This is a genomic window from Kitasatospora sp. NPDC089797 (assembly GCF_040684795.1).
Classification (GTDB): domain Bacteria; phylum Actinomycetota; class Actinomycetes; order Streptomycetales; family Streptomycetaceae; genus Kitasatospora.
In genome coordinates this window covers 1-1,253 of the sequence record NZ_JBFBGS010000121.1, presented here as the reverse complement: position 1 = coordinate 1,253, position 1,253 = coordinate 1, and the positions used below count along the sequence as shown (strand labels likewise).

At 70.8% G+C, this 1,253-nt stretch carries 2 protein-coding genes; one reads left to right on the top strand and one right to left on the bottom strand.

Translation table 11 applies throughout. The features are described from left to right. Positions 1-322: 322 nt before the first annotated feature. A complete protein-coding gene (locus tag AB0O91_RS41195) occupies positions 323-757 on the top strand; it encodes a hypothetical protein (protein ID WP_363444696.1) in 435 nt (144 codons plus the stop codon). 117 nt (positions 758-874) lie between these two features. Here AB0O91_RS41195 and AB0O91_RS41190 read toward each other — a convergent pair. Beyond that, a partial coding sequence (locus tag AB0O91_RS41190; RefSeq protein ID WP_363444693.1) for an electron transfer flavoprotein subunit alpha/FixB family protein occupies positions 875-1,253 on the bottom strand: 379 nt, incomplete at its 5' end.

The window sequence follows — 1,253 nt, the reverse complement described above, 5'->3', positions numbered from 1 at the left end:
ACCTCCGCCGCGAACGGAGCGATCTTCGCCTCGGCCAGCGAACGCACCGCCTCACGGAGCATCCCGTGCTCCTCGGAGATACGGAAGAGATCGAACTCCTGGCTCATGATCGCCACTCCTGTTTCACGACGGTACTCAGTACCCTTCATTATGCACGTGCGCGGCAAAAAGGGAACTCAGTGCCTTCACAGGGCGGCACTGAGTTCCCTATCCTTTTCCTGCCGAACGACAGCCGAACCGGAGCCGCACACCGCGGTGCGTCCGCCGTCCTTCTGCCGCAGCACTGCCGTCCGAGCCGGTCCGAGCGCAGGGAGATGACAACGTGGTCCACTCAGCCATCGACGCCGACACCCGGAGTACGACGCTGTACTTCCAGCGCTGCACCTGGTGCAACAACCCGACCTTCCAGCGGCTGCTCTGCCCGACCTGCGGCTCCACCGAGCTGCGGCTGGAGCCCAGCGAGGGCACCGGCGTGGTGCGGCGCTGCGCGGTCGAGCAGGCCCGTACGCCGCTGGTCCGTCAGAAGTCGCTGATCCGGATGGCGGAGGGCTTCGACGTCTGGTGCATCGTGGACGGGATGCGCAGCACCGTCCCGGTCGGCACCCGGGTACGACTGTTCTCCTCCCCCGACTCCGACCAGCCCGAGCTGCGGCTGCTGCCGATGGAGGAGCCGCCGCCGGTGCAGGACCCCGAACCGCGCCCGCTGCCGCCGGCCCAGGGCGGGTTCACCCAGCACCTCGCGGCCTTCGCCGAGTAGGCGGGGCGGCGGGGACGCAGCGGCGGAGCGGAGCGGGCGGGGTTCGCGGAACGCCGGAGGGCGTGGCACTCGGTACCGGGGTACCGAGTGCCACGCCCTCCGCGGCGCGCCGGGGGATCAGCCCTTGCGGGTCTTCACCTCGGCGGTGAGCTGCGGCAGCACCTCGAAGAGGTCGCCGACCACGCCGTAGTCGGCCAGCTCGAAGATCGGGGCCTCGGGGTCCTTGTTGACGGCCACGATGGTCTTCGAGGTCTGCATGCCGGCCCGGTGCTGGATGGCGCCCGAGATGCCGTTGGCCACGTACAGCTGCGGGGAGACCTGCTTGCCGGTCTGGCCGACCTGCGAGCTGTGCGGGTACCAGCCGGCGTCGACGGCGGCGCGCGAGGCACCGACGGCGGCGTCCAGGGCGTCGGCGAGCTCCTCGACCACGCCGAAGCCCTCGGCGGCACCGACGCCGCGGCCGCCGGAGACCACGATGGCGGCCTCGGTCAGCTCC